Origin of the sequence: Vibrio sp. T3Y01 (assembly GCF_013114525.1) — a bacterium.
Taxonomy (GTDB): domain Bacteria; phylum Pseudomonadota; class Gammaproteobacteria; order Enterobacterales; family Vibrionaceae; genus Vibrio; species Vibrio chagasii_B.
In genome coordinates this window covers 191628-217480 of sequence record NZ_VTXJ01000006.1, presented here as the reverse complement: position 1 = coordinate 217480, position 25853 = coordinate 191628, and the positions used below count along the sequence as shown (strand labels likewise).

At 42.6% G+C, this 25853-nt stretch carries 24 protein-coding genes; 14 read left to right on the top strand and 10 right to left on the bottom strand.

Annotated features, from left to right (window positions below):
- Positions 1-26: 26 nt before the first annotated feature.
- Positions 27-395 (bottom strand): cytochrome c, encoded by a 369-nt coding sequence (locus tag F0232_RS08905; RefSeq protein WP_105058099.1) that lies wholly within the window; start codon positions 393-395, stop codon positions 27-29.
- A gap of 384 nt (positions 396-779) precedes the next feature.
- Between F0232_RS08905 and F0232_RS08900 the strand changes: the two genes are divergently transcribed.
- Together F0232_RS08900 and F0232_RS08895 are read left to right on the top strand one after the other, a co-directional pair.
- Positions 780-1235: a hypothetical protein gene (locus tag F0232_RS08900; RefSeq protein ID WP_061031069.1), complete on the top strand. Its 456-nt coding sequence runs from the start codon at positions 780-782 to the stop codon at positions 1233-1235.
- A 9-nt stretch (positions 1236-1244) separates the two neighbouring features.
- Positions 1245-2270, top strand: a complete 1026-nt coding sequence (locus F0232_RS08895) for a diguanylate cyclase (protein ID WP_061031068.1) — start codon at positions 1245-1247, stop codon at positions 2268-2270.
- A gap of 272 nt (positions 2271-2542) precedes the next feature.
- On the opposite strand, the gene F0232_RS08890 is transcribed toward F0232_RS08895, so the two are convergent.
- Positions 2543-4978: a bifunctional diguanylate cyclase/phosphodiesterase gene (locus tag F0232_RS08890; RefSeq protein WP_105058100.1), complete on the bottom strand. Its 2436-nt coding sequence runs from the start codon at positions 4976-4978 to the stop codon at positions 2543-2545.
- Between the two features lie 3 nt (positions 4979-4981).
- The gene (locus tag F0232_RS08885) at positions 4982-6013 is read right to left on the bottom strand and encodes a PotD/PotF family extracellular solute-binding protein (RefSeq protein ID WP_061031066.1); all 1032 of its coding nucleotides are present in this window, start codon (positions 6011-6013) and stop codon (positions 4982-4984) included.
- A gap of 417 nt (positions 6014-6430) precedes the next feature.
- Here F0232_RS08885 and F0232_RS08880 point away from each other — a divergent pair, with 417 nt between their 5' ends.
- The 6 genes from F0232_RS08880 (at position 6431) to F0232_RS08855 (ending at position 9900) form a co-directional block, all read left to right on the top strand.
- On the top strand, positions 6431-7228 hold the full coding sequence (locus tag F0232_RS08880) for a PhzF family phenazine biosynthesis protein (protein WP_061031065.1): 798 nt from the start codon (positions 6431-6433) through the stop codon (positions 7226-7228).
- Between the two features lie 182 nt (positions 7229-7410).
- Positions 7411-7914 (top strand): YgjV family protein, encoded by a 504-nt coding sequence (locus tag F0232_RS08875; RefSeq protein ID WP_105058101.1) that lies wholly within the window; start codon positions 7411-7413, stop codon positions 7912-7914.
- Positions 7915-7971: 57 nt separating this feature from the next.
- Positions 7972-8286: a cupin domain-containing protein gene (locus F0232_RS08870; RefSeq protein WP_061031063.1), complete on the top strand. Its 315-nt coding sequence runs from the start codon at positions 7972-7974 to the stop codon at positions 8284-8286.
- A gap of 25 nt (positions 8287-8311) precedes the next feature.
- Positions 8312-8530 carry a hypothetical protein gene (locus F0232_RS08865; RefSeq protein ID WP_061031062.1) on the top strand — a complete coding sequence of 73 codons (219 nt, stop codon included), beginning with the start codon at positions 8312-8314 and terminating at the stop codon, positions 8528-8530.
- A 103-nt stretch (positions 8531-8633) separates the two neighbouring features.
- Positions 8634-9104: a GNAT family N-acetyltransferase gene (locus F0232_RS08860; RefSeq protein WP_061031061.1), complete on the top strand. Its 471-nt coding sequence runs from the start codon at positions 8634-8636 to the stop codon at positions 9102-9104.
- A gap of 499 nt (positions 9105-9603) precedes the next feature.
- Positions 9604-9900, top strand: a complete 297-nt coding sequence (locus F0232_RS08855) for a hypothetical protein (protein ID WP_086713803.1) — start codon at positions 9604-9606, stop codon at positions 9898-9900.
- 111 nt (positions 9901-10011) lie between these two features.
- On the opposite strand, the gene F0232_RS08850 is transcribed toward F0232_RS08855, so the two are convergent.
- A complete protein-coding gene (locus F0232_RS08850) occupies positions 10012-10509 on the bottom strand; it encodes a fasciclin domain-containing protein (RefSeq protein WP_061031059.1) in 498 nt (165 codons plus the stop codon).
- Positions 10510-10711: 202 nt separating this feature from the next.
- Here F0232_RS08850 and F0232_RS08845 point away from each other — a divergent pair, with 202 nt between their 5' ends.
- Complete coding sequence (locus tag F0232_RS08845) at positions 10712-11704, top strand: DUF2860 family protein (protein ID WP_105058103.1); 993 nt, start codon at positions 10712-10714, stop codon at positions 11702-11704.
- A 161-nt stretch (positions 11705-11865) separates the two neighbouring features.
- On the top strand, positions 11866-12366 hold the full coding sequence (locus tag F0232_RS08840; protein WP_105058104.1) for a GNAT family N-acetyltransferase: 501 nt from the start codon (positions 11866-11868) through the stop codon (positions 12364-12366).
- A gap of 185 nt (positions 12367-12551) precedes the next feature.
- Here F0232_RS08840 and F0232_RS08835 read toward each other — a convergent pair whose 3' ends face one another.
- The gene (locus tag F0232_RS08835) at positions 12552-13334 is read right to left on the bottom strand and encodes a LuxR C-terminal-related transcriptional regulator (RefSeq protein WP_061031056.1); all 783 of its coding nucleotides are present in this window, start codon (positions 13332-13334) and stop codon (positions 12552-12554) included.
- Between the two features lie 337 nt (positions 13335-13671).
- On the opposite strand from F0232_RS08835, the gene F0232_RS08830 reads away from it, so the two are divergent.
- Positions 13672-14391 (top strand): Crp/Fnr family transcriptional regulator, encoded by a 720-nt coding sequence (locus tag F0232_RS08830; protein ID WP_061031055.1) that lies wholly within the window; start codon positions 13672-13674, stop codon positions 14389-14391.
- Between the two features lie 153 nt (positions 14392-14544).
- Positions 14545-14703, top strand: coding sequence for a hypothetical protein (locus F0232_RS08825; protein ID WP_171750743.1), 159 nt, complete (start codon positions 14545-14547; stop codon positions 14701-14703).
- 111 nt (positions 14704-14814) lie between these two features.
- Here F0232_RS08825 and F0232_RS08820 read toward each other — a convergent pair whose 3' ends face one another.
- The 5 genes from F0232_RS08820 to F0232_RS08800 form a co-directional block, all read right to left on the bottom strand.
- On the bottom strand, positions 14815-15471 hold the full coding sequence (locus F0232_RS08820) for a DUF2057 family protein (protein ID WP_061031054.1): 657 nt from the start codon (positions 15469-15471) through the stop codon (positions 14815-14817).
- A gap of 106 nt (positions 15472-15577) precedes the next feature.
- Positions 15578-15997, bottom strand: coding sequence for a hypothetical protein (locus F0232_RS08815; protein WP_105058105.1), 420 nt, complete (start codon positions 15995-15997; stop codon positions 15578-15580).
- 12 nt (positions 15998-16009) lie between these two features.
- The gene (locus tag F0232_RS08810; protein ID WP_105058106.1) at positions 16010-18397 is read right to left on the bottom strand and encodes an ATP-binding protein; all 2388 of its coding nucleotides are present in this window, start codon (positions 18395-18397) and stop codon (positions 16010-16012) included.
- Positions 18390-19466 (bottom strand): cytochrome-c peroxidase, encoded by a 1077-nt coding sequence (locus F0232_RS08805; protein ID WP_105058107.1) that lies wholly within the window; start codon positions 19464-19466, stop codon positions 18390-18392. Before F0232_RS08805 ends, F0232_RS08810 begins: the two co-directional genes overlap by 8 nt.
- A 259-nt stretch (positions 19467-19725) precedes the next feature.
- Positions 19726-21288: an arylsulfatase gene (locus tag F0232_RS08800; RefSeq protein WP_061031050.1), complete on the bottom strand. Its 1563-nt coding sequence runs from the start codon at positions 21286-21288 to the stop codon at positions 19726-19728.
- 345 nt (positions 21289-21633) lie between these two features.
- On the opposite strand from F0232_RS08800, the gene F0232_RS08795 reads away from it, so the two are divergent.
- Together F0232_RS08795 and F0232_RS08790 are read left to right on the top strand one after the other, a co-directional pair.
- Entirely contained in the window at positions 21634-23181 is a 1548-nt protein-coding gene (locus F0232_RS08795) for an arylsulfatase (protein ID WP_061031049.1), read from the top strand.
- Positions 23182-23371: 190 nt separating this feature from the next.
- Positions 23372-25756 (top strand): multiheme c-type cytochrome, encoded by a 2385-nt coding sequence (locus F0232_RS08790; protein ID WP_105058108.1) that lies wholly within the window; start codon positions 23372-23374, stop codon positions 25754-25756.
- The last annotated feature ends 97 nt before the right edge of the window (positions 25757-25853 follow it).

Genomic DNA, 25853 nt, shown 5'->3' with positions numbered 1-25853 from the left:
ACTTATTTTTAATCTGTGGATGATCTTCAATCGCTAGATGTGGTTGAATCGCTACCGACCATTGAATAGAAATACGAAATATCTCGTATATCTTGATCTGAAAGCGTGTCGGCCTGTTGTTGCATTAGAACCGCCAAACCACTCGTTCTTTCTCTCGTTTGATAATCTTTGAGTGAAGAGATGAGATACCCCATTTTTTGACCTCGAAGATTAGGGTAGGGATCTTGTGTTGAAATGCCGTCAACGCCATGGCAGGTCATACATACTTTTGCTTTTTGCTTACCTAACTCAAATTGTTCTTGATTAACTTCAGCAGAAACAGGAAACATGACCAGCGTCATTACTAGGGCAGTAAGTGCCACCGTGGGGTTAAATGCTTTTTTATTAAAACTCATTATCGATTCCCTTGATTATGAAGTGAGTAACCATGTTGAGGTTTATTTACAGTGACGAAGGTGCATAAGCACACCATGAAACGAATAAAATAGACTCTTTAAATGACTTACGTTCGATTAAAGGTTATGCATTGACGACACTTCTCGCTACTTTGAAACTCATCTTTCTTGTCAATTTTATTGGTCACTACGTATTCATGGAGGGAATTGGATTACTCATAGGGCACAAAGTTACTTTTTTATTGATAGGTGACTCACCCAAGCTCCAGCCTAGGTGAAGCTTTACAAAGCGATGGTTTTGAAAGAAATAAAACTGTTGTTAGTAAATCAAATGAATAATCTGAACTAGACTCAACTTAGTGACCTTTTTAAATGGAGATTAAAATGAGAACGACAATTCTTTTTTTCCTTTCATTGTGCTCATTTTCTATATTGGCTTCCTCAAATTTGACTGTGTTCGATCAAATAGGGAAAAAGCATGAAATGACTCGAGAACAGTTGTTGCTATTACCTCAGACTGAAATAAAAACCGTCCTTCCATGGGCTGAAGGGGAGTCGGTTTATAGTGGTGTGACTTTGCAGGCTATCATAGAAACCATGGACTTATCGCTATCTCCCCTCGTTACCATTGTTGCTTTGAACGATTATAAAGTGGCGGTACCCAAAGAAGATTTTGATGACTATCAGCCGATTATTGCCATTAAACAAAATGGTGAATTTATGTCTGTGAGAGATAAGGGACCGTACTGGCTGATTTACCCGTTGTCGTCACAGCCTGATATCAATAACACTGATTTCCATGCGAAGATGATTTGGCAGATACGAGATATTCACTTGTAGAGGGTCACCATGAAGAAATTGTTTCCCCTATCTGCTGTCAAAGTGGTTGTAATATTTTTGGCGGTGATGGTTCTAAGCGTGAATATCTACAGTGTTACGCGCATTAACGATATCAACAAAAGTTTTTCGAATCGGCAAAACGAAGCAACCTGGTTTGTTTTTCAACTGGTAAAGGAATACGCGAATTTCTTGATGGTGAGCCGTTCGGATAATCTCAATTACGACGATTTGTGGTTAGCCTATGATATTACGTGGAGCCGCTTTGATATTCTGATCAACAGTACCGAATCTTCTAATTTCATTAAATCTGCCAACTTCAAACCTTATTTCACCGGAGAGTTTGAGAAATTTAAGTCGCTAGAATCTTCCATAAAGTTGGTTAGTCAAGGTGCACTGCCCAAGGCGTCACTACAGAAGAAAATCGATATTTGCTATGACTCGTTAGTCGATTTTATTAATGAAAAGTTCCGCCTGCAAAGCCCTGTGATTGAAGAGAAAAGCATAATGGTTGATAGGTTAGTTATCATGCATCAAGCCAGTAGTGTGTTTCTCGCGCTGATATTAATCGTAACAGGAGTGATCTTTTATGCCGACTTCTCAATTAAGAGGAGACTTCACTCCACAGACTTTATTACGGGTTTTCAAAATCGAGTCTCTTTGATGAACTTTGTGAAGAATAACTACCCGAGAGACAATAATTTTGACCTTTATTTTGTGCGTATCAGAAACCTGAGTGAAATTAACCAGAAATATGGCCTTGAATATGGCGATTTGGTGGTGAGCTCTGCTGCTAAATCTTTAACGACTAAAATTCCTGAATGCGCCATTTCGTTTCGTAGTAGTGGCAGTCAGTTCTTATTCTTCATTCCTGAACACATCTATTCCAGTGATGAGATACAAGAACAGTTTAATGACGTTTTGAGCGATTACATTTCAGCTGGTAACTTAGAGTTGATGATAGATGCTGTTGTGAGGCACAAGAAGAATATCAGCTCCAAAGATATGATGGAGTTGTTAACCACAATGCAAGGTTAGGTTGAGAGTTTTTGCTTAGCCTTTTCTTGTTGCTTCATTTGCCCCCTCTAGTTTCCTTTGCAGCACGCACTTAACGGCTTTAGGACTCATCTGTCCTCGTGACTATACACGCCTGTCTAACTCACAACAGACGCTATTGAAAGCAACATGAATCCCTGATTTGTAAGAACCGTGTCGGAACAAGGTTAGAGATAAAGCTAAATTTCTTTATCTTAGGTCTCCAGATAGAGCGGCTGTAAAGTCAGAAGCCCTATTTTCTCTTTCTGGTTTTACTAATTGCTTTTCTGGTTGAGTGCCACGATACGGTCTCCATTGATCTCGTTAAGCATCGAACATTGCTCTAGGAAGGTATTCGGCTTGTGGTCGCGGATGAACTCGATAAACTCAGTGTAAGTGAGTGGCTGGCTAAACAGATAGCCTTGTATCAGGTCACAGTTGGTTTTGCGCAGGTACTGGTACTGCTCTATACATTCAACGCCTTCTCCGACCACCAAGGTGTTACAGGAATGTCCCAAATTAACCATTGATTCCACCATTTTACGGTCCGCTTTGTCATCGACGATATGATCGATAAAACTCTTATCAATTTTAAGTTCGTCGACAGGGTAATGAAGCAACTGATTAAACGCTGTGTAACCTGTGCCAAAATCATCGAGTGACACTTTTAGCCCCAGGCTTCGAATGCTCTCAATTGTCTGCACCGTCAGTTTGGTGCTTTTCACATAACTGGTCTCAGTGATCTCAATGATGATATTGCCTGGTGGCACTTTAAAACGTTCTATTACCTTGCGAATGTTGTCTGCGAAATTACGGTTATAGAGCTCCATCGCCGAGATATTGATAGATAAGGTACCTTTGTATTTATGGATATCGGAAAGCTCTTTGTAGCTTTTAATCGCCATTCCTATTACCCACATATCGATTTTCGATATCAAGTTGCTTTTTTCTGCGACTGTTACAAATTCGTCTGGTCCAGCTTTGATATCAGCGAGAGCAGGACAACGAATAAGACATTCAGCACCATCGATTTCTAATGTCTTTGCATTAAATATGGGCATAAAGCGTAGCTCAAAGTTATCGCTCTCACAGCACTCTAAAAGCCTTTTCTCGATAATATCGTGTCTTTTTAAGGAATGGATGAGCTCTTCGCCATAAACGATGCGACTATCTCCGTCACTGTGAGCCTTGGCATTTAGCAACATTGCATCGATACAACGGTGCCAGATCTCTTCAAATTTAGGGGTGTCAACCGGGAGCACACCCGTGGCGATAGTTAAACGAAAGCCATAGTAATCAAGGAAGGTTGTGCCGGTTAAGGCGTTATTGATGTTCTCGACCTCTTCGTTTATCGATTGGTGTTCAGCCATTTCTAGTATGGCGATGAATTGATTGCCTCCCAGCCTTGCCAATGAATAATCACTGCAACTAAAGCCAAAGGAAGACTGTTGATTTTGTAACGTTTCTCTAAGTGCTTTCGCCAAGCTAATTAGCACGTTATCACCGACTTTTGCGCCGTATAGGTCGTTAATCTTCCTAAAGTCCATGATGTCCCAGCAAACTAAGTAGCAGCGTGTACTCATCGAGCTTTTTAGGCGCACATCAAGATGTCGAATGAATGAGCGGCGGTTAGCCAACTTAGTTAGTTGGTCAAATTCAGCTTCAAATTTCAGTTCTGTCAGTGAGTCGATATATGCATTCTTTAGCCCGTCAATCTCGCTTTGTCCTGATGAACGCTTAAAGTATCTGAGTTTGAGCCCTCCAATCGATATTTCGTGGAGAAGGTCTTTGAGCGGACGCACCAATTGGTAACGCACTACCAAATGAACAATGAGCATGATAAAAGACAAAGTCGCTAGGAATCCTAAGAAGGTGTGTTGAGCGATCATGGCTTTTTCCATGTTAAATTTCTGTTCTCGAATGTTGACTTGAGCAAGGAAGTGACGACTGTTCATTTGAACGTTAATACTGTCTTTATTCTGTTCAAATGACTTTATAATAAACTGAGTGTTTTCAATGTTTTCTGCTTCATTTGATGGTTCAATCAAAAGTTGCATGTTGTCGTCGTCATTATAGCTAATGAGCAAGTTTGAGAGCTGCTTTAGCGGACCGTCTGCAATTAAGATGTATCGGTTTGAGCTTGTGTTGGCTCGTTTATCTTGAGGAACTAGGTAAGGGTCGATGGCGGCTACATAGGCATATCTTAATCCACCATTAACCGATATGTATGAAAAGCCCTCTTGGGATAGTTCAGTTTGGTTGATCAATGAGGTGTAAATGTCGAAGACCCGTTCGTAGATACTGTCCGGCATCTTTAAGTCTTCAAAAGGGTCAACTCGTAATGTCGATAGTGTGAGTTTAAATTTTGGATCAATGATGTAAATGTTGCGTTGACCGAACTGATTAACATGGCTTTGATTGAGAACTCGCAATACTCTTTTTTCTAAAAGAGATAGGGTTGTATAGTCAGTAGGGTTTTGAATGTAACGCAAGAATTGTAACGATGAACTGATATCTTTGACGAGCAAAGATAGCCCCAATTGCTCATATTCAGCCGCAACCAGCGCGGTATTAACATCGGACTGCACTTCGTCTAAGTACATGTGCTTGGTGTGGTTTGAGGCGAAGTTGTAGGTAATGAATCCCGAGACTGCGAATATGAGTAGCAGTGCTGGGATAAGTACAAAATACAGTTTCTTCAATACAGGCATTTCTTATCTCAAACTATCAACAATACGATTACGAATTTGAAGGCTATTCGGTTCAAGGGGCTGATACAGATAGCTGCGTTCTAGCACTTCTTGGCTAGGGAAAAGCTCTGGGTCGTTTTGATACTCTTGAGAGGTCAAAGCCTTAGCTTTTGAGTTTGGTGTGGCGAACCAGGAGTCCATTGCGTTTTGTGCTGCAATTTCGGGTTGTGACAAAAAGGAGAGTATCGTTGATGCTTGTTCTGATAGTTCTCCGTTGTTAATCGCTGCGATGCACTCCAACCAAAGGGTTGTGCCTTCTTGAGGAACGATATAGGCCCATGATGCTTCGGGATCGACCTCATTCAATATGTAACTGTCTCCAGAATACCCGTAAGCCAAGTCTATATTGGCCAGTCTTTCTGGCTGGTGGATATAGTCGACGACGTATTCATTACTCTCAAGGTGGGGCTTTTGAGTTTGCAAAGTTTTGTAGGCAACTCTCAGCTCCTGCTCATTGTTTGTGAATGGTTCGAATTGGTTGAGTAGAAGTGCAGCACTCACTAGATCTGTTGGCTCGTAATACATACTAATTCGGCCACTGTTTTCGGTTTCAGGATCCAATATGGCTTTCCATGAATTAGGAGTGTCGACTTTATCGCTACGGTACAATATGCCCGATGTTCCCCAAGCATAAGGGATGCCATAGTCGCCGCATCCATCAACCCATCGAGAGTCAAAGTTGTTTGCAAGAGATTGCTGCATGCCACTGAGGTTGTGAAATAGGTTTTGCTCAGCCAACGCTTTGAGCTTCATACTCTCGATCACAACCAATTCAAAGGCACCGCGGCGTTCGCTCAATAGGACTTCATCACGAATCGATTCGTCTGAAAAGTATTGCTGTTTTAATGCAATGCCATAGGTGTCGTTCAATTTTTCAATGACGCTCTCGGATAAAAACTCATCCCAATTGTAGAGATAAATTTCATGTTGTTGACCAAATACTAACCCAGGCGAAAAGGATGCGGACACGAGAACTGAAACATAAAATGCCTTCACTGACGGATTCCTTTCTCTTCTTTGTTTAACTAGATCCTAGCGCAAAATTTGAGACCTGCTTCAAATTTACGCCTCTAATTTTACTTAAACATTATGCTGCGCACGCAATTGCCTAGGTTTTACTTGAAGTAAAACCATCAGCATGGTGTCAGTTAGCGCTATCCCAATCGCTAGGTTTGCGATATGGAGCGACGGTGAGAAGCGATAAAACAAAGCGCTGAAAAAGGAGGAGACGCTCCTGAGCAAGCTTAATGGGTCCATTCTTCTAAATCATGTTGTTGTTCGATAACTCATTATTTATCATTGGCTTATTCTATCGGTCACCCCTTGAGAAATTTTGCCTAATGACTTGTGGCACAAGGAGTTTGTGCTTATTGTGGTCGAACGTTGTCATTCATTTCAATCGTCGGAGACATTGTGGATTTAGAAATATATCAAGTCGATTCATTCACTAGCCAAGCTTTTAAAGGCAATCCTGCGGGTGTCTGTATTTCTCAACACGTGTTGGATGAAGCATTAATGCTTTCTATTGCGGATGAGATGGCGGTTCCAGAAACGGCTTTCCTTGCGCTAGAATCTATGACTCTCAAGTGGTTCACGCCGGAAGTAGAAGTTCAGCTGTGCGGGCACGGCACTTTGGCGACGGTTCATGTGATGAAAGAAAAAGGACTAGTAAAAGCCAGTGACAGGATCGTATTTCAGACCTTATCTGGTGATTTAACTGCCACAGTTTGTGACTCGTCCATCGAGTTAGATTTCCCAGGTACTCAATTATCAAGTGTAGAGGTTGATACTAGGCTGTTGGAACATCTAGGTATTGAGAACAGTCAAGTGTTGTCATACATGGAGTTCGACTCTAAAACGTTTATCGAGGTGACCAATGAGCAGGTTGTTTTAGACCTAACCCCCAACTTTGATGCCCTCAAGAAGATGAAGGGTAGAGGTGTTGTGGTGACCGCGCTTTCATCCAATATTGAGCTTGATTTTATCTCCCGCTATTTCGCGCCTTGGGTTGGCACGAATGAAGACCCAGTAACTGGCTCGGCGCACTGTGCTCTCACGCAATACTGGTCTGAGAAACTGAACAAGTATTGTTTTAATGCATACCAAGCTTCTCGTCGTGGAGGCTATATTTCGACAGAACTTCTGGCTAATGGACGCATAAAGTTGATTGGCTCTGCGAAAACCGTGATCAGTGGGCGCTTGAAGGTTTAGATATCACTTAGGAACGAATATCACATAGGCCGCTAAAACGAGTCAGTAATTCAAAAAATAATCGTGTAGCCCATTTTTTTAGGTTACAAATGGAGGGTTCATACGAGCGCTACTGGCTATTGAGTTGCCTGATGAATCGTAGCGAGGTCGTTAAAACCTAAGTTATTGTTGAAGGAATCACTGTGTCTGCTTTTTATCTATCTCAAGTTTTAGTCGCCATTGCGATTTGCTTTGATCTTCTGTCGTTTCAGTTTAAAGAGCGTAAGAAGATTGTAACTTGCCTGTTTTTTGCCGGTGTACTGATTTCAAGTCACTTTATTCTTTTGGAGCAGTGGACTGCGGCATGCTTGATGATTATTGCCACTATCCGTTATTTAACGAGTGTGTTTTCCACATCACCTAAATTCAAATATCTGTTTTGCTCTCTGTCTGTGGTTGCCACTGCCTTTACCTTCTCAGGGTTAACTAGCGTATTGAGTTGCTGTGCATCAATGTTTCAAACATTTGCTGCTTTTAACAAGGATGACCGTCGACTTCGAGAGCTAATGATCATCGGCACCAGTTTTTGGCTTGTTCATAATTACTTAGTTGGCTCTCCAACAGCGGTTGTTATGGAAGCCTTATTTATTGTCAGTAACTTGCTTGGCTATTACCGTTTTTATTTCAGGAAGAACGTAGCTGCTTAGTGTGTTGTGTCATTAACACCTCACAACCTTTGAGCGGCTAAAAAACAAGGAAATGCTATGTCAAATATCTACACGGATATCCCTTCGTCGATACCTAATGAAATATTTAATGACTTGATAGCGAATGACAACATTCGGATAGAGAGGATACTTTCACATGGGCACAGTTCTCCTGAGGAGGGGTGGTACGATCAAGAGGAGCATGAATGGGTTCTGGTGCTCGAGGGGCAAGGCGTTATCGAATTTGCTGATGGTCGTATTGTTACTTTGTCTAAAGGGGACTACCTCAATATTCCCGCCGGTGAAAAGCACAAGGTTCAGGGGACCGACAAAGACTCTGTTACGATATGGCTCGCGGTGTTTTATCGTTAGTTTTGGGATAGAGGTGAAAGAGCGTATGTGGCTAAAATTTCAGGTTTTTCATCAGAGAATGTCGGTACAGAGACAAAACGAAGAGTGGCTACTTTATCGAGAGTCGGAAACTTCAATACGAGCTCGAGTTTATGATGTGATTATCCCTTCTGATTTAGCAGAGGAAGAGTTAGCGCGTTATTTAGCGGATATTTATCATGAGTTTGCTTCAGAAAAATACCCATCAGTGACACGTATTCTTTAATGTGGCTAGTGAGTGTCCCATTGCAACTATGTATCAACTGATGCCTGTTTGTAGAGTAACAAATCCAATAGTTAGAATCTGAAAGCAACCAAAGGAAGAGAGTGTGGTTAGAATTCGAAATTATCAAGAAAGTGATGCCAAAGCGCTATGGGAGATCTTTTTTTACACGGTTCGCAACGTGAACATACGAGATTATTCTCAAGAGCAAGTCGAGGCTTGGGCACCAAGTGGTTTTGACTTTGCGTTGTGGCAAAAGCGTATGGACGGGTTAAAACCATTTGTCGCTGAGTTAGATGGTCATATTGTTGGCTATACTGACTTACAGCCGAGTGGTTTAGTCGACCATTTTTTTTGCCATCACCAACATCAGGGGCGAGGTGTGGGCCGAGCGTTGATGGAGCATGTGTTCACGATTGGGCAAATTCGTGGGGTATCAAGATACTTCTCAGAGGTAAGTATCACTGCGAGGCCATTTTATGAGCGTATGGGTTTTAAAGTAGTGAGTGATCAGCAAGTCGATATGCGTGGAGTAACGCTTACGAATTTCGTGATGGAAAAGGTTATCGATAAGTAGGTTTATGTTAAGAGCGAAGATTGTGAAGAGGAACAGGCCTAAAAGGATTATTAAACCTTTTTAAGGGTAAATTTTGCTGATCTACTGATATTGTCGATGAGTTCAAATTGTGTATTAGCCAATTTGTCTAATCTTAAAGATTGTATGAATACAAGGAGTGTTGTTCATGGGTCACGTGAGTAGATTAAAAATATATACATTAGTGTCGATTTTTTCTTTTGCAATCGGAGTGTTAGCCTTGCAATCCGGGGTCTCTGGGTTGTTTCCGCTCTTCGTCGTGGTTATTTCATTTTTTTCTTTTGTCATCAATTCATTCCTTTGTTTATTCGGCCATAAATATGAGAATGCCAAAGAATAAATCTCGAAAATGATTATCGAAAATCTCTTCTAAATCTCAATTGTAGGACAGATCTTGATGATGTTTTTACAATTGCCCCAAAGATTTCCTCTTTAATTTCAATGTACTATTTGGTTCGATTGAAAAGAGTGAGGGTAGTACGTGGGAATCGAAGCTTTAGCATTTGTTATGGATGCGCTAGTCACGGCATGTTGTATGTACATTGCATCTAAAATGTCGTTTGTGGTGGCGGACTTTAAGTCTCTTCTGACGATAGCGATCATCGTATCTTTAGTCTCTATGATACCGACAGTGGGGTGGGTTCTAGGGCTTATATTGTTCGTATTTCTACTTGGGAAGGCAACCCATTCGAGTATTGGTGATTGTATTTGGGTGGTGGTGTTTACCAAAGTGGTGTCGATGGCCGCGTTCCTGATATTCGGCCGACTGTTCGTATAACCTAATATTCACTTAATATCTAAAGTAGTAAGCCAAAATCTAATGTTCGAATAGAAAAGAGGTGTGACATTGTCACACCCCCTAAATATCTTTTATGTCCATTGGTTGTCTTTACTTAGGTAACAGTACAGCGTCAATGACATGTATCACACCGTTGCTCGCTTCAACGTCTGCTGTTACGACGTGAGCTTTGTTGATCATTACAACACCATGGTCAGTACTAATTGCGACTGGCTCACCCTGGACGGTGACTGCGCTATCTAGTTTGACCACATCTTCAGCCATTACTTTTCCTGGCACCACATGATAGGTGAGTATTGCGACCAGTTTGTCTTTATTCTCCGGCTTCAATAACATATCTACTGTGCCTTCCGGTAGAGCGGCAAACGCTTCATCTGTTGGTGCAAAAACAGTGAACGGGCCTTCTCCTTTCAGTGTATCCACTAATCCTGCTGCTTTTACTGCCGCTACTAACGTTGTGAAAGAGCCATTATCAACCGCTACATCAACGATGTCTTTTTTCGCTCCGTGGTGTGCTGCGTGTGCAAAAGTGGTGAACAGAAGTGTTGCTACCAGTACTGACAGAGTCTTGCTTAAATAATTCAACATATGTAGTCCTTTGAGTTTGTCCGTTATTTCCGAGAGGTACTACGAAAGCCTAAAAGAGATAGATCAACTTATTGAATTCTCGTGTCGAGAGTTTTGGCAGGGTAAGCGGGCAGATGATGAAAAATTATGAGTTAAGTATTTGTTAAACTTCCGCTTTTTTACTTATAGTTAATTGGTGATTATTCAATTAATGGATGTGAATATGAGGTCTGTTTTACCTGTAGTACTTTCCGCGGCTATTTCTATGCCTGCGTACAGTGGACTAGCTCCTAGTGAGGGCTTTAGTGGTAACTTTAGTATCTTGGCTGGTTTCTATTCTGACAGCAGTAATTTGAGTACCGAACAAGACTCAAATCAAGCAACTAATACCATGGAAGGTGATGGTGAGAATCAAGGTTTACTTGGTTTTCTTGGAACCGTTAAATATACCTTTGGTGAATCCCTTACTCACCAAGTTTATGCCGGTACTACCCGAGAAGATATTGCGACCGGTACCATTGCATTTGAAATAGGTTATCGACAACAACTCTCTGGTGGCACCATATTAGATGTTTCCGTGTTACCGACACTCATCTCCGGTAAGGCTTGGTCTGATCCTTATGCTGTAGGTGTGAATCGAAACGAAACCGACGTGAAAGGTAATGTTGGGAGGCTTCAACTGACTAACATCGGTGGCACTGCTTTCCAAACAGACTTCGCTATTGGTGAATCTGATGTGGATGATGAATTATCGGGTACACAAAACTTACTGGGGTTAACTGGCGAAGAAATAGCGCTATTAGATAGGGAAAGAACCTACCTGTACGCTAAAGCAGGTTATCGCTTTATATTGCCTAATCAGGCCGGTTTGTTAGTGCCTTCTATGGTTTATTTCAATTCAGACGCTGAAGGCGGTGCACTCAGCTTTGATAGCTACGGTATTGAGTTGAACTACGCTAAGCGAATTGGCCGTCACGGTTTTGTTGTTACGTTAGATGCGAATGACCGTCAGTACGATGAAGTCAATCCAATCTATGGAAAAACTCGTGAAGAGAACGAGTACGGTGCCTTCTTAGCGTATGAGTTTGGTGGGTTGATGGGTTATGAAGATTGGTCGTTTATCACCTTACTTGGTCTAAGAACGATTGATTCCAATATCGACTTCTATAATTCTGAACAGGTACTCGCGAGTGTCGGTATCGACTATAAATTCTAAGGGTTAGATATTCTAAGGCGTTGTATAACGTTCCGATTTTGTTGAGTTTATTATCTGTTTAATTATTTCGAGCACTTATAATCTTTAAGGTTGTAGGTGCTCGTTGCTATCCGTAGGATGAAAGTCGTTCAGTTAAAAAGATTAGATAGTAAGGAAACGCTTTGGAAATAAAAATTAGACATTTAGAAGCAACGGATAGCCAAGATTTATTCGATATTTATCGCCGTCCTTCGGTTTCAGAAAACACGTCACAAAAGCCTTATCTCAGTTCTGACCAAGTGGAACGGCTGTTTGGTCATTGCGATCATTTTACTCTAGTTGCAGAGTCTGCTGAAAAAGTTGTGGGCCATATTACCTTGTTTATGACGACTAAGGTGAGAGACAGACACAGCGCAGGGCTTGGTATTGCCATTCATCCGGATGTTCACGGAAAAGGAATTGGCAAAGCCTTGATGCAAGAAGCCATCAATCAGGCGGACAATTGGTTAAACCTAATCCGCCTAGAGTTAGAGGTTCATGCCGATAACCACGCTGCGATTGCTTTGTACGAACGCGTAGGATTTCAGTTAGAGGGGACTAAGCGATTGAGTACCTTTAAAAACGGCAAGTACATTGATATGTTGCTGATGTCGAGAATAAAGCCTGAATATCTAGCATCTTGAATTCGCTCTAGGTGATTGAATTTATAATCTGAATAAGAATTAAATTACCGCCATAAAGCCATAAAGCCATAAAGCCATAAAGCATAAAGTCCTCAAACTGCAGAAGTTTGAGGGCTTTGTACTTTCGTCCTGAGTTGAGGTGTGTTGACTAACTAGCACGAGCACTGTTTGTTGGTAACCAGCACTTATGGATTATCAATTCCGAAGCCATTACGAAGTGCGAACTGGATTAGCTCTGTATGGTTATCGAGTTCGAGGATATCTAACATTCGATATTTGTGCGATTCGATCGTTCTTGGGCTTAAAAACAGTATGTCGGCACATTGCTTAGCGGTGTAACCTTGCGCCAACTGCGTAAGTACAGCGCATTGTTTTTTTGTAAGTAACAAGAGTTTTTCACTCTCATTGATATTACTGGCTTCATCACTTGTCACACTACGAGTCATTTTTGAGTGTTGCCAAAAACAGAGCCAAACATCACTCAGCATTTTGATTCGCTTCAAATCACGCTCTTCAATCGGAGTGTCGTAACGCTTGAACCTAGAGAAACCGATAGCGCCCCATTGTTGCCCAAATAACGATAAGCTTACGATAGCGTGCCAATGAGCGCCTTCTTGATAGAGTTCACGTAGCGGATCGATCTTGTGGTTTGCGAGTGATTGCTCTGGAAATAGCTGCCAACACTCTTTAGAGCGTAAAAGCTGTAGATATTCAAGGTAGTTGCCTTTTAGAAAGCGCTCCATCTCGAGTGGGGGCATTCCGACTTGAGAGACAGACATGCTTTTCCCTGTATCCAAAAGAATCATCGAGTTTGGAAACAGAGTAAGCCGATCTAACTTAAACCAAGCAAGGGCCTGCTGAGCGAGTGACACAAACGTCTTATCAAAATCTTTTGGCTGACATGCGGTCAAGGTGTCGGTTTGGTGACCTAAGAGCTCTTCAAAGTTATCGAATTGGCTATCTTTCATATTGACCGTCATTTGTGATTTTCGAACAAAATAACGGCAACAACTTAAGCGTGTCAACTAAAGCTTCGAATGATGCACTGATTAAGGAATATTTTGTACTTAAGTGTTAGTTATGCAGAGTAACGTGGTAAGTCATATCGAGAATCGGATTTGCCCGAAAACACGTACGCTAATGCTTAGCTATCACAGAGGTTACGAGCTATCCCGGTCACTTAACCTACTAAGATATAAGATTTTATTAGAATAAAACCTTCTGTGTTGGCAATGATGAACTACATTTAAAAGAGATGTAATGATACATTTTCATGTGTGAGATTGTTGGAGGAGGAATAAATCATTGTTAGATCCAACCATCGGTAGACAAATACAGTGGCCGTGTGATTTGCCACAAGATCTCATCGATAGCTTACTTGAGATTGCCGTATTTAAAACCGGTATCCAAAGCTTGGAAATTACACAAAAGTTTCAAAACCTACCTGGCGTTTTCTATATTCTTAGTGGCTCTGCGGGAATCTGCTTTTCGACGGAAAATATGAAGAGCTTATCGGGAGGAGTGATCGGTAAAGGTGATTGGATGGGGGCCTTGTCGATTCACGCTGAATACAATCTTTTTGCGGTTGCTGAAGAAGTTGAACCGGTCAGCATGGTACTTTTCCCATCCGAAAAGGTACTAGAGCTGGCTGAAGAGCAGTGCATGGTATTCAAATGGCTGCTTCATTGCGGAACCCGAGCACAATCGATTTGGATGCAGGCATACCTTTCCTCAATCCATGAAAAAGAACAAAAAACGATTTATGTACTTTTAGAGCTCGCTGCGCGCCAAAATAACATAGCGGGAGCCACCGTGAGTGTTAACGTGTCACAAACTCAATTGAGTACGATTACTGGAATTTCTCGCTCACGCTTGAACGAAGTGTTGAAAGGAATAGAACAGGACGGTTTGGTCAAGATTCAAAGGGGTAAAGTATTTATCTCAGATGTTGAAGGGCTATACGAACGTATTTCACCAATGAATCTAATGATGCGTGATCCAGTTGCGGAGATAAAATCCCAGTAGCGTATGCTTTACGCTAAATGATTGAAAACAAAATACCTACAACTTTATAGGTAAACTATAGGCTAATGTTCTTTTGAGAACATACATAAGCCCTTGGAATAGATAACTTCTACCTGATATTTATAAATTTAATTTTGAGTAAATGGTGTTGTTATGAAAATGGCTGTTTTGGAATACAAAGTGTGTGGCATAGGTGAGTGGATAAAAACGAGAGTATCAAGCCGTTGCGCACATTTACTGGCTGCTGAATATGAATTGATGGGATGGCCGATCAAAATCGACGGGGAAGTGTTTTCTGCTGAGAACGCATAGTGCAAACGCGCACCAATAGGGCGAATACGGAAAGGTAGTTTCCCTGAAGTTGATACAAAAAAGCTGGCTATTAAAGCCAGCTTTTTTATTAAGACGATCAACAAGTAGTATTTACTTGTTCACGAACTCTTTGAATTTTTGCTTGGTTTCAGCGTCGGCTTTTTCATACCAGAAGTACAGCATTTCTTCGGCCGTGTTAGACGCGTTGCCATCAATTTTTGCTGGTAGCGTTACTGGCTGAACAACTGCAGCGGCTGTTGCACCTGTCGTTAATGCGGCAATACCACCTGTACGGTTGTATTCTTTCGCTTCTTGAGGGTATTTACGGCCAATCTGCATACCATCTTTGGTTAATTTGTCTTGCTTAACACTGATTGCATTTTGGTTCTCATCAACCAATTTCCAATCTAGGTTCTGAAAGCCTTTTCTCGCTTCGTTAGCGTTGCGGAACTTAGGCATGTCGAACGTTACCGTTGTGTCTGTAGCGTCAAAAGTAGCAATAATTGCGTCACTATCGACAAACTCACGGTCGTTACCTTGACTAAAAGCGAGCTGATATTGGAAAACGATTTGGTTTACACCGTCTGGCACGGTGATCGTTTTGCTTGAAGAGAAAAAACCACCCTCAAGATCAGGTTTAGCCTCATTAACCGCTAAGACTTCAACTAGAGCATCTGCGCTAGAAGGAACTTCAATTTTTACATCAGCTAACACTTGTGGTGCTGCGATAATTGTGGAAAGTAGCGCAATGGATTGTAATGTTTTCATAATCATACAGTTATTGGTGTGAGATATTTTACAATCTCACGCAGAACGAAGTATTTCAAGTTACCTTGTCTCGATTTGGCAAAATTCACCGAAACTTAACCTAAGCCTAATTATTGACCGTGTTACCTGTACGTTTCTTATCCGCGTAAGAGTGGTTTAGTGCATCTGGTGGGGTGACGTCATCATCAAGAACCTCAGCATCAGTAGGCGATTGAAGCGTGATGTAGATAGGAACAAAAGCACACACCCAAATCGCATAAATGGTAATGACCCGGTTCAATATAACAAACCATGCCTCACTACCGGACTCGGAAACGTAGTATCCAACGAGAGTAAGTAAGGTACAGACAATCGCCCACATAATGGCTGAAAATGGCTCTTTAGTGGTTGATGCGAGCAGTACTATCGTAATGTAAGGTACGGCCATCGCGATACCTAATGGCACGTGATAGTCGACGACAAAAATGAGCGTAGCGCCCACCGCCAAAAGTAGATGTGGACCGATACTAGGTAGGTTCAATTTCATATGACACCCCAGTTAACCCGTTTTACGTTGTTGGTTGAGTTTGTGTATTAAGCGTGTTGCTTGATGGCTGTTTACCATGAGTCGATTGATGAGCTGTTGCAGTAGTTCGGCTTCCGGCATGATGTGCTGCTCTGTGGTTTGCGCTGCAGATATAGCGAGCTCAAGTACCTCATACATCTCGTGCTTAGATGCAATAGTGATGACGGCTTTTAAAGTTCTCGATAAATCATCGGGTTTATCATCCGAGAAGAGGGCGATTAGCTCATCAATTTCATTTTCTAATTCATCAACTAAGTTGTTTAAACACTTCAGCTTTTCATTGCCTGCTAGCTTATCGCCTTCGAGTAATGGGCTACGAGATATTTCTTCTTCTGTAAGAGGCAGTTTGTTCTTAGGTGGGCGTGTCAGCATGGTGACATTGCTATTACTCGTTTCGGTTGATTGGCGAGAATGAACAGATTGGTGTCTGTTTATCTCAAACTGATGATGAAACTCATTAATGGCATTTTGTAAGCTGTTTTTTTGCAATGGTTTCGTAAGGACAAAGTTCGCCCCTGACACAAGAAACTCGTCATGAGCCTCTTTAAATACATCCGCAGTACAAGCAAAAATAACCGTGGTTAACTTAAGTTCATTGCGGATCTTTTGAATCGCCTCGATACCACTCATGTTCGGCATGTGATTATCCATAATGATTAAGTCATATTGGTTTATAGCCAATTTATCGAGTGCCTGCAGCCCGTCATAGGCATTCTCAACAGTCATGTTTATAGACTCACAGAACTTCTTGATAACCATGGCGTTGATTTTATTGTCCTCTACGAGCAGCACAGTGAAGTCTTTGAGCGTTTTATTAATGCTGGTGGACGCTTGTTCAGTAGCTTGTTTTGCTAGTTCGTGCATTTCTAATGGCAATGAAATAGTAAACCGAGTACCGACATTCAGTTGGCTGGAGACATCAATGGTTCCTCCCATCAATTCAACCAGTTGTTTGACTATTGATAACCCTAAACCCGTTCCGCCGAACTTACGCGTTGTAGAGAGCTCTGCTTGCTCGAACGCTGTGAAGATGTGGTCAACCTTGTCTTCAGCAATACCTATCCCCGTGTCGGAGACCATAATGTTGACCGATGGTGGTGTAGTAGGGGCGATCTCGAACTCGACTTCGACCTTACCTGACTCGGTAAACTTGACGGCATTTCCGGCTAGATTAAATAAGATTTGGCGCGTTCGTGCTGAGTCGCCAAGCAGTTGAATATTGGTTGGGATATTATCCTTAATAACAAAAGATATCCCTTTATCGGTGGCGAGCGGCGTTAGCGTTTTGTCTAGGTGTGTGACAACGTCGGTTACGGAAAATGGACTCAGTTCGAGCTCCATTTTACCTTGCTCAACTTTAGAAAAATCGAGAATGTCATTCAGAATGGTGACAAGGTGCTGCCCTGAGTCGATGATGATTTGTGCCTGTTTCCGAGTATCGGCACTTTGAGAATCTTCTTTGATGATTTGTGCAATACCTAATACGCCGTTCATAGGGGTTCTTAGTTCGTGACTCATTGTCGCGAGGAACAATGATTTTGCCTCACTCGCTTTTTGTGCTCTGTTTGCTGCCTCTTGATAAGAAAGGTTATTCCTTTTTAATTCAAAAACTCTCAAGATAAATATGGCGAACGAAAAGACTAAAGTCAGAAAAGCTAGCACGATAATAAGCTTAACGATCACGCCTTTAAGCTGGTCTTGCAAGTCAGTAAACCGATGCTCAATGTGTTCAATGTACTCCATACTGTGCGCTGAAAGTACTTGTGAGAGTAGCTGACTCTGTTGTTGGTTGAGTTCAGTAAACGTTTTATATAGGTTCGCTAACTCAGAGTTGATACCAGAATTCTGATGCCTGATTCCTCCAACCAATATGCTTGCAAGAAGCTCACTTTGAATTTCGATATCTGCGTTGTTCACCGCGGTGCGAGTTGAACTGCTCTTTGTGAGTTGTTGAGTTAAAGATTGCAGAATAAACTGACGAGCGACGCTTAAACCAACTAGTTTATCGAGTGTGTCTAAATTCGACATTGAGGCGTTATAAAAACGCTCCAATAATTGCGCTGTCGGTAAGTCTTTAAAGAACGCAGAGTGGATATTCTTGCCTTGATAGATCTCTCTTAGCTGTTGTAATTCTTTTTCTAGGATCACTAAATCTTCGGACATTTGGTAAGGGTCGGAAGTACCAGTAAGTGCTGCATTGGTAATATGATCACGCATCTCTAAAACTTCGTGGCCTAGTTCACGAATAGGTTCCCCATATTCGGTAACCCTCTCATACTCCGAGTTGGTCAGTATGATAAAGCTGATTAAGCTGATAAATAGCGTGACAAAAAGCAAAAAGATGAGCCTGATCTTATTCATTTTCAAACTCCACTAGTATTTCGGGGCGTTGCCCAGTGAGTGTCTCGAGAAACACCTTGATGTCACTGATTGTTTGTTCTTCAAACGTTTTACCAAGCTGACTTTCACCCATTATTTTAATGGCCTCTTCTAGGGTTTCGGTTTGACCGTCATGGAAATAAGGCGCCGTAATCGCGACGTTTCTCAAGCTCGCGACACGAAACAGATGCTTGTCTTGTGGTTGCTGAGTAAACATAAAGCGACCTTGGTCTTCACTTCGCTCAGAGCCTGTTTTTGATAATCCGAAGTAACCAAAACGCATCACCATGCCTCCACCAATATTGGTGCCTTGGTGACAACGAATACATCCTTCTTCTTGAAATGTTTCCCAGCCACGTTTTTCAGCAGCGGAGAGTGCGGCAGTATCGCCACGTAAATATCGGTCAAAAGGGGAGTCGGGTGTGGTTAAGCCTCGCATAAACTCAATGAGCGCGGCTTTAACGGAGGCGGTATCAATTGCCATTTTTTGGCTTTTAAATAGGTCAATGTAGGTGGGTGACTTAGATACATAATCGGTGATAAGCGCCCAGTTCGAGTCCATTTCGTCCACATTATGTACTGGTCCGTCTATCTGATCTGAAAGGTTGTTTACCCTGCCGTCCCAAAAGAATCGGTAATTGAAAACCGCGTTGAAGACCGTAAGAGAGTTGCGCATTCCGGCACCATTTACCCCTATTGATACAGGAATCACCTCAGCACCGTTGGTTTGAAGGCTGTGGCAGGTTTCGCAACTGACGCTTCGATTAGAGGAAAGATTTGGGTCTTTGAAGAGTACCCAGCCAATTTTCGCCAGATCGTGATCGATTTCAGTGGCGTTAGGAATTGGAAAGACTTTGATATTAGAGGTCGTGAGTTGACGGGTTTTATGCGTGTCGCTTGCGTGCGAATCCGAGTGAGAAGAATCAGCAGGGTGATGCTCTTTGTGTTCAAAGGAAGAGTGAGAATTTGAAGATGCACCATCATAAACCAGTATAGCGATCGAAACACAAATAACAGTTATGCTTATTCCAGCCAAATAGGATGTCTTCATAGCTCAGTTCCATCTAAATTTAATCCATTAAATCAATTCAGGATCCGTCTGAATTATCCCTTATTTACCTTGCGAATCATAAGGGTTCTTTTATAAATCTAGTTTCATAAATCTAATGTTGCAAGATAAGGAGCAGGGATAGGAACATTGGCTGATAGATACAGAAAAGCCGTGGAAACTTCTTTGAGTCACCACGGCTTTGTATTTGACTATGTATTTAATTTAGTTATTCAACTCAAAATACATGGTTCAGGTTTGCTTATTTAGCTTGAGCTGCTGCCGCTTCAAGTTGCTTAAGTTTGCCTTGCAGCATGTAAGCGTTTTGGTTGAAGTTGCCTGGGTTCAATACTTGGCTGTTCTGCATTGGGTAATCAGGTAGCGTTTGCATGAATTCTTGTACTTTGCCGCCAACTGGTACGAATAACCACATGTTGTCTGCCATCCAGCGTAGGTACATGCCAGATTCGTGTGGTGCTTTTTCGAATGGGTCAGCACGTAGGTGTACTACTTGTGGCCAGTTTGGTTGGAAACGTACAGCATCGGTAATGTTACCGTCCATAACTGCGAATGAGATCTTGAAGTCATTCCAACGTACCGCGTTTAGCTCTGCGTTCGCTGAGAAGTAAAGAAGGCTGTCACGAGGACCTTTCTCTTCTTTACCTTCGAAGTAAGGCATGAAGTTGTAACCATCTAGGTGTACACGCCAGTTTTTACCGTTGTATGTAGCACCTTTGTCAGACGCTAGCTTCTCAACCACTTTATCATCACCAGCTGCCGCTAGAAGAGTAGGGATCCAGTCTTGGTGAGCCATGATATCGTTGATCTTGCTACCCGGTTTGATTACGCCAGGCCAGCGAACTAGCTGAGGAACACGCATACCACCTTCGTAAGTTGTACCTTTCTCACCGTGGAAGTAAGTTGCACCACCATCAGGCCAAGATACTGTCTCTGCACCGTTATCGGTAGAGTAGATCACGATCGTGTTGTCTGCGATTTTAAGCTCATCAAGCTTGTCTAGAAGGATACCAACTTGGTCATCGTGCTCTAGCATGCCGTCAGCGTAGATGCTGATACCAGATTTACCTTGGTATTTTTCTTGTAGACGAGTCCACACGTGCATACGCGTTGTGTTGTGCCAGATAAAGAATGGTTTGTCAGCTTTCACTGCTTTTTCCATAAACGCTAGAGATTCTTCTAGGAACTCTTCATCCGCGTGCTCCATACGTTTACGCGTCATAGGACCTGTATCTTCGATCTTACCGTCAGCAGTAGACTTGATTACACCACGTGGACCGAAGTTCTTACGGAACTCAGGATCTTTAGGGTAGTAGTATGTCTCTGGCTCTTCTTCTGCATTCAGGTGGTAAAGGTTACCGAAGAACTCATCAAAACCGTGGTTCGTAGGAAGGTGTTTGTCTTGGTCACCCATGTGGTTCTTACCGAACTGAGCTGTCATGTAGCCCTGTTCTTTAAGAAGGTCAGCGATAGTTGGAGCCCAGTCTGGGATACCGTGATCAGAACCTGGCATACCAATGGTAAGTAGGCCTGTACGGAAAGGTTCTTGACCTGTTAGGAATGCAGCACGACCAGCTGTACACGATTGTTGACCGTAGTGGTCAGTAAATAGTGCGCCTTCGTTAGCAATACGGTCGATGTTAGGTGTTTCGTAACCCATCATACCGTTGTTATATGCACTGATGTTGAATACACCAATGTCATCACCCCAGATAGCCAGAATATTTGGTTTTTCTGCTGCTGTCGCTGCTGAAGAAGCTGCTAATAAGCCAACACCTAATGCTAGTTTATTAATTTTAGTACCCATAAGGACTCCGATTCACTTTTAAGATTAATGCGTTAGAACAACACATCGATGGACAAATGTTATTCCCAAAATCGTGTTCCGTCCTTTTATAGTGTTTATAACCAATCGTTATGATGTGGGGTTAACTTATTGATTAATTGGAGTTTCAGTTGATGGTTCTAATAAACACTTAGTTTACATGTGTGATCCCTATCAAGTTTGTAGATGCAAATTAAACCAGTAAGTTTTGTATCCGTGTCTTATAAAAATGACAAAAAGATTAATAGCTTACCGAATCTCGCGCATGTGCAAAAAATGAACTATACGTTGTAGGGCAGGATGCAAATAACTTACGAAGAGGTTTCTATGACAGCGAAATATGGCGTCAAGCGTCGATTAGCGATTTTGGGGACAGCGATGATGGCGGCTTCTACCACCACATTCGCCGCCGAAAAACCAAATATTCTCGTCATTTGGGGTGATGACATTGGTCAATCTAATGTTAGTGCTTACACCTTTGGCTTAATGGGCTATCAAACTCCAAATATTGATAGCATCGCTAAAGAAGGCATGATGTTTACCGATTACTACGCAGAGCAGTCGTGTACCGCAGGTCGCTCTACGTTCATTACTGGTCAAAGTGTATTGCGAACAGGTTTAAGTAAAGTAGGCTTACCTGGTGCGGATATTGGTCTTCAAGCAGAAGATGCTACGATCGCAGAACTACTGAAGCCTATGGGTTATATGACAGGCCAATTTGGTAAAAACCACTTGGGCGATAAAGATGAATTCCTTCCAACAGCACACGGGTTTGATGAATTTTTTGGCAACCTTTACCACCTAAATGCTGAGGAAGAACCAGAGAATGAAGATTACCCTAAAGACCCAGAGTTTCGTAAGAAATTCGGTCCACGTGGCGTGATCAAGTCATTCGCTGACGGTAAGATTGAAGATACTGGTCCTTTAACACGTAAGCGTATGGAAACGGTCGATGAAGAAACACTAGACGCGGCACTCGACTTTATGGACCGTGCAGTGAAAGCCGACAAACCATTCTTCGTTTGGTGGAACGCTACGCGTATGCACTTTAGAACACACGTTCAGCCAGACAGTAAAGGTGTAACAGGCATTAGTAACTATGCCGATGGTATGGTTGAGCACGATAGACATGTTGGTCAGCTACTAAAACAAGTGGATGATCTAGGCATCAAAGACAACACCATTGTTTTCTACTCTACGGATAATGGTCCACACATGAACTCATGGCCAGATGCAGGTACAACGCCATTCCGAGGTGAGAAAAATACCAACTGGGAAGGGGCATATCGTGTACCCGCAATGGTTCGTTGGCCAGGTAAAATTGAACCTGGAACTGTCTCTAACGAAATCATGCATCATATGGACTGGATGCCAACATTCCTTGCTGCAGCGGGTGATGATCAGATCAAAGAGAAGCTACTCAAAGGTCATACCGCGGGTGACAAAACCTTTAAGCTTCACCTAGATGGTTATAACTTCCTTCCTTACCTAACGGGTGAAGAAGAAAAAGGTCGTCGTCACGAAATCTTCTACTTCACAGATGATGGTGATTTAGCGGCACTTCGTTATAACCAATGGAAAGCGGTATTCATGGAGCAACGAGCGACGGGTACTATGCAAATTTGGGCTGAACCGTTTGTGACCTTGCGTCTTCCTAAGTTGTTTAACCTTAGAATGGACCCATACGAAAATGCTGATATCACATCGAACACATACTACGACTGGTTACTTGACCACGCGTACATGTTCGTTCCAGCACAAGCCTATGTGGGCAAGTTCCTAGAAACATTCGCTGAATATCCACCACGTCAAAAAGCGGCGAGCTTTAGTTTGGATCAGGTTATGGAGAAACTTCAGGAGTCCCATAACAAGTAATCGACGGTTTGGATATACCAACTGTATGAAAAGAGCTCTTCGGAGCTCTTTTTTATGGGTGCAGTGGTGAGCAGCCACATGTCCTGAATATGAATCACAACAATCGAGCTCATGGTCACTAAATAATTGTAAATTAGCTGTTTTTGCGTCTACCTTATTAAGCATAAGGATGTATAAAACAAGGAATGTTATGTCTGCATTGTTGTGCTCACTAGTGAACGGATTGAAACACCAGCGAGTTGCAGTATTATCCGCGATTATCACGATATTGAGCTTCAATGTTTGCGCGAGTGAACAAGCGTCGCCTGTCAGTGATAAAGCTACTAAAGCCGTGTCTAAATCTAAGGAAAGCGGTTCGTCAGCCACGTACATAGGCTCAGAGGCTTGTATTGATTGCCACAGCGCAGAAGTCGAAGCTTGGCAGGGCTCTCATCATGACATGGCGATGAAGCACGCCAAAGATGATTCCGTTTTAGGTGATTTTGATAACCAAACCATCACGCATCAAGGTAAGCCAAATCGTTTTTATCGCAAAGGTGATGAGTTCTGGGTCAACATTGAAGGGCCAGATGGTCAATTCAAAGATTACAAAATCAGTTATACCTTTGCTTTTGAACCACTTCAGCAATATATGGTTGAGTTCGAAGACGGCCGTGTTCAGCTCATTCCTTTTGCTTGGGACTCTCGCACCAAGAGTGAGGGAGGACAACGTTGGTTTCACCTCTATCCGGATACCACCAACACCGATGAGTTTTACTGGACAAATACCGGACAGAACTGGAACTTCATGTGTGCCGATTGCCATTCAACAAACTTAGAAAAGAACTATGACATGGCAAGCAACACCTATAACACCACTTGGTCCGAGATTAACGTTGGTTGTGAGGCGTGTCATGGCCCTGCGAGTGAGCACGTTGAGCAAGCAAAGCAAGCTGCACATTCTGCTAAAGCTAACGGTGGTAAAAGCGTTCAACTCACGGCGCATTATGGTTTTGACCGCGATTTGTCTAAGTCGGTTAAAGAGTGGGTTTACCAAGAGGGCAATTCCACCCTTCAACCGAAAGACATCATTCATACCAACCAAGTTCAAACCTGTGCTCAGTGCCATAGCCGACGCACACAACTGAATGAGACGGCGGATCACATCAATGGCTCGTTTTTTGATAAATACCGTTTGAGCTTAATTAGCCCGGAACTCTATCATCACGATGGTCAAATCTATGATGAGGACTACGTGTACGGTTCATTCCTACAGTCAGCGATGGCTGAGAAAGGCGTCACTTGCACTAACTGTCACGATCCCCATACCGCTGAGCTGAAAATTGCGGAAGAAGCGGTATGTAGCCAGTGCCATATTGCATTCGAATACACACCAGAAAAACACACTTTCCATGAGGCAAACACAGAAGCTTCAAAATGTACCACTTGCCACATGCCTGAAACGACGTATATGGAGGTCGATCCTAGGCGTGATCATAGCTGGCATGTGCCGCGTCCAGATATTAGCCAACATATTAAAACGCCGAACGTGTGTACCAGCTGCCATGAAGACAAAACCGATCAATGGGCCGATAAGCAAATCGGTCAATGGTTCCCTGATTCTAAATATCGAAACCAACAGCATTTCGCTGTGGCTTTTTACGCGGACTCAATAGGGCACAGAGGCGCGGAAGATGCACTGGCGTATTCGGCTCAGGATTCTAGCTTAAGTAATATTATTCGAGCATCAAGCTTGGAGCGCTTGTCTGGTAACACGGGTAAGAACACTCTCATTTCATTGGCAAGGGCAGTAAAACACGACGATGAGATGATTCGTTTGGGCGTTGTACAAGGTTCATCTGGTTTCCCGTTTACCGACCGCTGGCAGATTCTAGAACCACTGCTTACTGACCCAGTATTGTCTATTCGTTCAGAAACAGCTGGCGCGCTAGTCCGTTATTGGGGAGAAATGAATCCGCTACAGAAAGACCAAATCAAGCCTGCATTGGAAGAGTACATTGAGATTCAGCGCTTTAATGGTGACAGAGGTTTTGGAAGAACCAATCTGGGTAATGTTTACCGAGATTTAGGGAAGCACGAACAAGCCATTGAATACTACTTAGGCGCTATCGAAATCGAGCCATATTTCGAGAACAGCTACGCCAATCTGGCTGACCTCTACCGGGCACTAGGTGATGAATCTAAAGCTCTTGTTACCTTGAAGCAAGGCATTCAGGCGCAACCAAAATCGCGTGTGTTGCCATACAGCGCAGGTTTAGCTTTGCTAAGGGTAAAAGACTATGATCAAGCAACGCGTTATCTAAAACAAGCGGCTGAAACTGCACAGACGGATCCGCAATATTGGTATGTGTATGGCTTGGCATTGGAAAAGTCAGATGTACTTGCGGCGAGCCAGTCATTACACAAGGCTTATCAATTTAGCCGAAACCCTCAACATTTGTATGCACAGTGTGAGGTGTTGGCGCGAAACAGCCATATACCGGGTGTGCCAAAAGCATTTGAACAGTGTATCTCATCATTGAGCAAAGTGGCGCCGCCAGAAGCCATTAACCAACTGAAGGCTAGGCTCAAATAAAATGATGAGGTTAGCTTGGTTATGGTGGTTGTAACGTTTTACACCATAACCACTTATTGCGTGTATAACCAATAGTTATCGAGCTTGTGAGTAGGAT